At 63.4% G+C, this 7,138-nt stretch carries 8 protein-coding genes; 6 read left to right on the top strand and 2 right to left on the bottom strand.

The features are described from left to right. The first annotated feature begins 103 nt into the window (after positions 1-103). The 4 genes from BFN03_RS08045 (at position 104) to BFN03_RS08030 (ending at position 4,277) form a co-directional block, all read left to right on the top strand. A complete protein-coding gene (locus BFN03_RS08045; protein ID WP_070378581.1) occupies positions 104-790 on the top strand; it encodes an SDR family NAD(P)-dependent oxidoreductase in 687 nt (228 codons plus the stop codon). 122 nt (positions 791-912) lie between these two features. Beyond that, the gene (locus BFN03_RS08040; protein WP_070378580.1) at positions 913-3,234 is read left to right on the top strand and encodes an ATP-binding protein; all 2,322 of its coding nucleotides are present in this window, start codon (positions 913-915) and stop codon (positions 3,232-3,234) included. Between the two features lie 327 nt (positions 3,235-3,561). Then, positions 3,562-3,951, top strand: coding sequence for a Zn-ribbon domain-containing OB-fold protein (locus BFN03_RS08035; protein WP_070378579.1), 390 nt, complete (start codon positions 3,562-3,564; stop codon positions 3,949-3,951). Positions 3,952-3,956: 5 nt separating this feature from the next. Continuing rightward, complete coding sequence (locus BFN03_RS08030) at positions 3,957-4,277, top strand: hypothetical protein (protein ID WP_070378578.1); 321 nt, start codon at positions 3,957-3,959, stop codon at positions 4,275-4,277. A 20-nt stretch (positions 4,278-4,297) separates the two neighbouring features. Here BFN03_RS08030 and BFN03_RS08025 read toward each other — a convergent pair whose 3' ends face one another. Further along, the gene (locus tag BFN03_RS08025; RefSeq protein ID WP_070378577.1) at positions 4,298-4,789 is read right to left on the bottom strand and encodes a DUF6292 family protein; all 492 of its coding nucleotides are present in this window, start codon (positions 4,787-4,789) and stop codon (positions 4,298-4,300) included. Positions 4,790-4,909: 120 nt separating this feature from the next. On the opposite strand from BFN03_RS08025, the gene BFN03_RS08020 reads away from it, so the two are divergent. Next, the gene (locus BFN03_RS08020) at positions 4,910-5,620 is read left to right on the top strand and encodes an enoyl-CoA hydratase/isomerase family protein (protein WP_070378576.1); all 711 of its coding nucleotides are present in this window, start codon (positions 4,910-4,912) and stop codon (positions 5,618-5,620) included. 106 nt (positions 5,621-5,726) lie between these two features. Further along, positions 5,727-6,095, top strand: coding sequence for a cupredoxin domain-containing protein (locus BFN03_RS08015; protein WP_070380722.1), 369 nt, complete (start codon positions 5,727-5,729; stop codon positions 6,093-6,095). 166 nt (positions 6,096-6,261) lie between these two features. Here BFN03_RS08015 and BFN03_RS08010 read toward each other — a convergent pair whose 3' ends face one another. Then, positions 6,262-6,861 carry a CBS domain-containing protein gene (locus tag BFN03_RS08010; protein ID WP_070378575.1) on the bottom strand — a complete coding sequence of 200 codons (600 nt, stop codon included), beginning with the start codon at positions 6,859-6,861 and terminating at the stop codon, positions 6,262-6,264. Positions 6,862-7,138 lie beyond the last annotated feature (277 nt).

Here is a 7,138-nt window from a genome sequence, read left to right as displayed (position 1 = left end):
TCGGGTTCTGTTTCGAGGCTGGTTGCCGGGTTGCGTTCTGCGCGAGCGGGTATCCGGAACTGGTGAGCGTTTGGCTAGCTCCGCGAACGGGTATCCCCACGTAATGCACCCCAGCACACGCGCTGCAGTAGTGACGGCATCCGACTCGGGGTTGGGGAGGGCGATAGCACTCACACTCGCTGACGACCGTTTTCACGTCGGCCTGGCATATACGAACGACCGGCGCAGCGCCGAGAACACGGCCGCGCAGGTGCGAACAAAATCCCTTGGTGCGGCGGTGCGGCGTCTGGACCCGGCCGACCTTCCCGACGCGGTAGCCGTCATCGACGAATTCGCGGGCGAACTCGGTGGCATCGGCGTGCTCGTCAACTGTCCCGGCAGTATGACCGTCGAGTGCATTCGGCGCGCCGTGCGGTACATGATCGATAGCGGCGGGGGCGGCCGAATAGTCAACATCCGAACGTCATTGCCCGGACCGGGCGGACTCACCGGCCAGCTTGCCACCGAATTGGCTCGGTATGCGATCACCGTGAACGCCGTTGTCGTCCCTGCTGCAGAACCGGGCTCCGCTTGTCCCGGTCGCGACGACCCGGCGGCGACGTCCGTGGTCTCGTATCTGACCTCCCCTGAAGCCGCGTCCGTCACCGGTGCGGCGTACGTCGTCGACGGCGCCAGGATCACCATCGTCCCGCACGGCCTGGCCGAGGTCGGAAGCAGACGTCCGGCCCACAACACCGAGCGGACCCATCCCCATACCGGTCACCGTGCGCCCACCCGACGGACGCGCTGAACGATCGGCTTTCGGCTTCGAACCCGCAGCCGAAAGCTCTCTTGCCGAGACACTCCGGGGAGTACCGTGTGCAAGAGGGGGCATGAGTCGAGAGAGACGGTGTACGCCGCCGGGAGTCTGTAATGCCGCCGGGATCCAAGGGCACAGTGGGTAACCTTCCCCACGAGTTGACGAGTTTCGTCGGACGTCGACGTGAGTTGACCGAGGCGAGACGTCTGTTGTCCGTATCGCGGCTGGTCACACTTTCCGGTATCGGAGGAGTTGGGAAGACCCGTCTTGCGTTGCGTGTCGCGGCCGACTCCCGACGCGCGTTCGACGACGGGGCCTGGATCGTCGGACTGGGGGAACTGGACGAGGGTTCGAGGCTCGTCGACGCCGTATCGGCGGCATTGCGATTACGGGAGCAGCTCACCGGGAATCCGGAAGCTCTCCTGGTCGAGTTTCTCTCCTCCAAACGATTGCTGCTGGTCCTGGACAACTGTGAGCACGTGGTTGCCGCCGCCGCGCAGTTGTCGGAAACGTTGTTGCGCAGGTGTCCCGAGTTGCGGATTCTCACCACAAGTCGTGAACCACTGGGCATCGGGGGCGAGGCGGTGCTGCGGGTGCCGCCTTTGACGGTGCCGGAACCGGAGCGATCGTCGCTACAGGGTCTGCCACAGTACGAGGCAGTGACGCTGTTCATGGAACGGGCGGCAGCGGCGGTACCGGAATTCGAACTGACCGAGGCGAACCATGCGGCGGTAGCCCGGATCTGCCGACAACTCGACGGGTTGCCATTGGCGATCGAGCTAGCTGCAGTGCGGTTGCGGGTCATGTCGGTCGAGCAGATCTTGCAGCGGTTGACAGATCGATATCGGCTGTTGACGGCCGGGTCTCGGTGTGCGCCGAGTAGGCAGCAGACTTTGCGGCTGTCCATCGACTGGAGCTACGACCTGTGCACCGAGGTGGAACGGACCCTCTGGGCGAAGCTGTCCGTGTTCGCGGGCGGTTTCGAATTGGACGCTGTCGAGGGCATATGCGCCGGCGACGTCCCGGTCGAAGAAGTGCTCGACGTGGTGGCGTCGTTGATCGACAAGTCGATCCTCATCCGGGAGGAGTCGGGCCCGACGGTACGGTACCGACTCCTCGAGACGGTGCGCCAATACGGAAGGGAAAGGCTGCTCGAGACCGGAGAGATCGTGGCGTTGCGTCGGCGGCACCGGGATTGGTACGAGGCGTTGGTGCTGCAGTCCGAGGCCGAATGGATCAGCCCGCTGCAGGGAATGTGGATCAGGCGACTCGACGCGGAGAAGTTGAACGTGCGGGCGGCGCTGCACTTCTGTCTGACCGAGCCGGGGGAGCTCGAGTCGGGACTGCGTATCGGGGCCGCGCTGTATCCCTACTGGCGTTCACGCGGAATGCTCCGAGAGGGTCGGCGCTGGCTCGATCAGCTGCTGGCACGGCACGACGGCGATCCGAGTCAGGAACGGATCGAGGCGATGTACGTCAACAGCGTGCTCACCGGTATGCACGGCGACGTGGCGGCAGCGCAAGACCTGGTAGCGGAGGGGACGAAACTCGCCGCGCGGAACGAAGACGCCCTGATGCGTGCACTGATGATGCATGCAGCCGGGTGCTGCGCACTGTTCCTGGGTGACTTCGCGAACGCCCGCAAGCACATGGATGAAGCGCTCGTCGTGTTCCGGGACAAGGGCAGCCTTTTGCAGCTGGTTTGGGGATTGTCAGGGGTGGCTCTGGTCAGTGGCATGCAGGGGGAGACTTCGACGGCGAAGAGGTACGGAACCGAGCTCTCCGACCTCACCGAGGCGCACGGCGAATCCGTCTACCGGGGTTGGTCCCTGTGGGTCGCGGGGGTGTCCGAGTGGCAACGCGGGCAGTTGGAACTCGCCGAGGACTATGTGAAGCAGGGTTTGCGTCTGTCCCATCTGGTCGATGACCGGATCAGCGCGTGCGGCGCGCTCGAGGTGCTGGCCTGGATCGCGGTGGGCCGCGATCGGGCGGAGCACGCTGCAGAGCTGATGGGCGCCGCAGCGGCCGTTGCGCAGGCAGTCGGCAACCCCAGCACCGTCTACCCGAATCTGCTCGTCCACCATGCGGCGTGTGAGCAGTCCGCCCGCGATGCAATCGGGGATCGCTCGTTCGACGCCGCGTTCCAGCGCGGCGTGAGCACATCCTTCGGAGCCGCTGTCGCCTGCGCTTTCGAGGAGCAGCCCCGCGAGACGCCATCGACTCCGAATTCGTCGACGGATCTCACCCGCCGCGAATGGCAGGTTGCCGAACTCGTCGCAGACGGGCTGACGAACAAAGCGATCGCTGCGAAGCTGGTCATCTCGCAGCGGACCGCTCAGGGGCACGTCGAGCACATCCTCGCCAAACTGGGCTTCAACTCGCGTAGTCAGATTGCTGCCTGGACGGTCGAACACGTCAAGGCCCAGCACCCTTGATCAGGTGCTTGTTCTGCTCTCGACATTGCCGCCGAATGGTCGACGAGGCCGGCGAAAGTTAACGTCCACCCGCTCGAACCTGCGATATAGGTATACCCACGGGTAGTTTGGCCGATGCCCTGCCGCGCCGAGGTCGGGATGATCGCAGATATCCCCCAAAACCAGGTGATGGACCGAGGTCTTGATGCTTCCCGCGCTGCAAGCAAATCGACAGCTACCCCGATGTGTGTGGTTGCCGACTGAGTGCTGGACGCACATCGCCGATCGACATCACGAGTGGGCCAGGGGATCGGCCGCTTCCGGGGCCGACGTCGAGAATGTAGTCGCATGACCGCAGCGGGGGCCACCCATGTGCAGGGTGCGGCACGGACGTGGGAACTGATGATTCAGCGTTGTTCGGACTGCGGGACGCTCTTGGCGCCGTTGATGGTGACTTGCCCGCACTGTCATGGCCGCAGACTCGAGCGCGTGCCGGTTTCCGGCCGAGGGTCGATCGTGTCCTCGAAGGTTGTCCATCGCGAGGTCGATGGGATCGGGAAGGATTTCGTCCCCTGCACGATAGCCATCGTCGAACTCGACGAAGGGCCTTGGGTTTACACCTGGATAGACGGGGACGTTCCGAACCAACCAGACCGACCGGTACGTGTCGAGTACCGTCCGATGTCGCCGGAAGATCAGCTACCCGTGTTCTCCATCCAATCCGCCTTCCCGAGGTAAGACGCATGAGTACGCAGACCTGGGACGAACCCTCTACCACCTACAGCACCGAATGGCTACGGTCGGCCCTTCGCCGATGTGACCTCCTCGAACGGACGTATGCAGTCAGTTCGGATGCTCGCTGGATGATCGACTTTGCCCTTCAGTGGGCACCGTTCGGGGGCGCCACAGACGCGGACGTGCTCGTCCGGTTCGGCGTAACCCGACACCGATTCATGGACCTGGTTCTGGCCGGTCTCGCCCCGAAGGAAGCGGACCCACCCAAGATTCGTGCAATGAAGAACCAACTGTGCATTTCCCTGGCGCAGGCGTGGAACGTGCAGTAGATCCCGCGATCACTACCGGGTCACTCACCGGACCCGCGGGTTTGAGACCTTCGGGAATGCGCGAGGTAGGGTCGCCGAATCACCCTTTCCCGTCTTCCCTGCGCCGGGGCTTCCCCGCTTACCCCGTGCCAGCGACCGACCGCGGCAGGCGGCATGATTGCCGCGTCGGGCACGCCTGGCGGCGCTGGCGTGTTCCGGCAGTAGTCGTCGATCAGTTCCGCGGTTCTGTCCGAGCATTGGGCGGGAGATGGCATCCGTCCGATGCCCAGACCGTCGATCACGACCACGCTGCAGCCGAGTCCCTCCACCCCAAGGGACCACCCGAAGTTCCTGTTCCATGACAGCACCGCATTGCGATCCGGCAGGTTGTGTAGCCGGAACGGGAGCACGAGGACGACGTCAATGCTCTCCATCTCCCACCAATCGACAGAGTCGGCATGAACGTCCCTGGCTACCGCAAGGATGTAGTCCCGAATGGTGTTCGTGCTGGCAATGCCCGATTCACTCTTCATGGTCCACCCCCACACCTCGTCGAAGATCGAAATACCCTGCCCGGCGACGGTTGAAACTTCAGCCTTTTGATGTCGTCTTTCTGGTAGTGGACCGTCAACGACAGCCGGTAGCCTCGGCCCATGCCTTATGTGGAGCGTGTGGGAGACGTCTTCGTCCTGTACTTCGGCGCGGAAGGGGAGGGGGGTGGCGAAAACACCCTCCACCCGGACTGGATAGAGCGCGTCGAGGAACTTCTCGACGAGATCGAAGCCCACGAAGGTCCTGCCGCCCTGGTGACCACGGCAGTAGGGAAGTACTACTCCACCGGCCTCGACACCGCGTGGGTCCTCGCGAACACCGACCGTCTGAACTCCTACATCGATTCCGTGCAGGCGCTGTTCGCGCGGATCCTGACGTTTCCGATGCCCACCGTGGCCGCGCTGAACGGACATACCTTCGGCGGCGGCGCCATCCTCGCTGCAGCCCACGATCATCAGGTGATGCGCGAGGACCGCGGCTACTTCTGCCTGCCCGGAATCACCGTCGGCGCAAGCTATGCACCCGGCAGTATCGCCCTGCTCGCAGCGCGGCTACCCACCCGCGTCGCGCATACAGCGCTTGTCACCGGTCGTCGGTACGGCGGCATCGAGGCTCGCGAACGCGGACTCATCGACGAGGTCGCGCCTGCACAGGACGTGCTGCCCAATGCCGTCGAACATGCTCGCAGCCTTGTCGCAACTCGTGGCCGCACCCTCGGTGAGATCAAGTCCTCGCTCTACGCAGAAGCTGTTGCCGCGCTGACAAATCCGGTGGTTGACATCAATGCGCAGGAGGCTCTGAACGGTCGGTGATTGTACACCCCGGAGACAAGGGAGCGGCGCCGCGAGAATCGGTACACTTCTGACGAAGGGCGGTGCATGAAGCATCCGCTCTCATGTGCATTCGGAGGCGACCAAATTGAAACGCGTTCTCACCCTTGTCCTGCCGATCCTGTTCACCGTCTTCGCGCTCGCAGCCTGCAGTAGCGGCAACAACGATTCGTCAAGCCCGCCCGCAAGCGCCGATCAGGCGTCCGGCCCGGAAATCGTTGCCGACGACTACACGTTCAGCGTTTCAGGAACCTTCGCGCCCGGCGAGGAGGTCACCATCCGCAACAACGACGATGTCGAACACAGTGTCACCTCGGACGACCCCAACAACCCGTTCGAAGAAGTCGAGATCCATCCTGGTGAGACCAAGACGCTCACAGTGCCCGACCAGCCCGGGTCATACGCCTTTCACTGCAGGTATCACCCGTTCATGATGAGCAGCTTCACCGTGCAGTGACCGCGCACCGAGGCAGCTAACCGGATCAACCGCCCAGAAGGGGGCCGGCGACGGCGGGCAGGGCGAACACACCGCCAAAACCCATCAAAAACCCATGTAGCGGCCACGTTCACGAGCGGCCACGGGAAGCGGCGTGCGTCCTCGATCATGGCCCAATCGGATGGGTTCAATCGGATGGGAAGTGAACCTCGCCGACGCCCGGCACGGTTTCGGCCAGTGCGGCGATGACATCTCGTTCCGGGTCGCCGGTCGTGACTCCGTGAATCAGGGCGGAACCGTCAGCTACCTCCACTCGCCACCGACCGGCACCGCCGTACACGTCGAGTCGATGTTGAGCCTCCTTCGCAATCCGAGCGTCGTCCGCTGTGAGGACGGCGATGAGATCCGGACGAGTGACGATCCCGATGATGTCGTGCTTGTCCACGATGGGTATCCCTCGCAGGCGCGATCGCAGCATGGCCGACGCAAGCTCACTGACCTCCGCGTCGGCCGTCATCGCGACGACCGGACTGGTCATGACATCGGCCACAGTCAACCCTTCGTGCTTCGAACCCGCTTTGTCGATGCCACCGCCAGTTCCGTGCAGGTCGTGAAATCGTGCTCTGAGGAGATCTCCTTCGGTCACGATGCCCACGAGATGGGTCCTCTCGTCGACGACCGGAAGAACCGTGAAGTGCGACCTACTGACCAACCGCAGGCAGTCATCGACCGAAGCCGATCGATCTACTGTCGTGACCGGACTGCTCATCACATGTCGTGCGTGCATGACGACTCCTCTTCTCACATACCAGCATCGGCGCGACGTTGCAGGTATGAAAGGGTCCTAGGACCCTCACATCCCGGAATTGTTCGTGCGGTGACTCGAAGAGTGCTTCAGGGAAAGCCTGGATACCTCGGTGACGCGATCATCGGGGGCGCTGGAGCCGGAAGGCATCCACCCGCCACGCATCTCACGGCTCGGGAACCTTCTGCTGTCCTCACATGTTCGGAATTAGCTGTGCCTCAGAACATTTCTGCTACAGAATCTAGACGGCACCGGCAAT

The organism is Rhodococcus sp. WMMA185, from assembly GCF_001767395.1.
Lineage (GTDB): Bacteria > Actinomycetota > Actinomycetes > Mycobacteriales > Mycobacteriaceae > Rhodococcus_F.
Note: the sequence above shows the minus strand (reverse complement) of the source record. Positions and strands in the feature narration are given on the sequence as shown.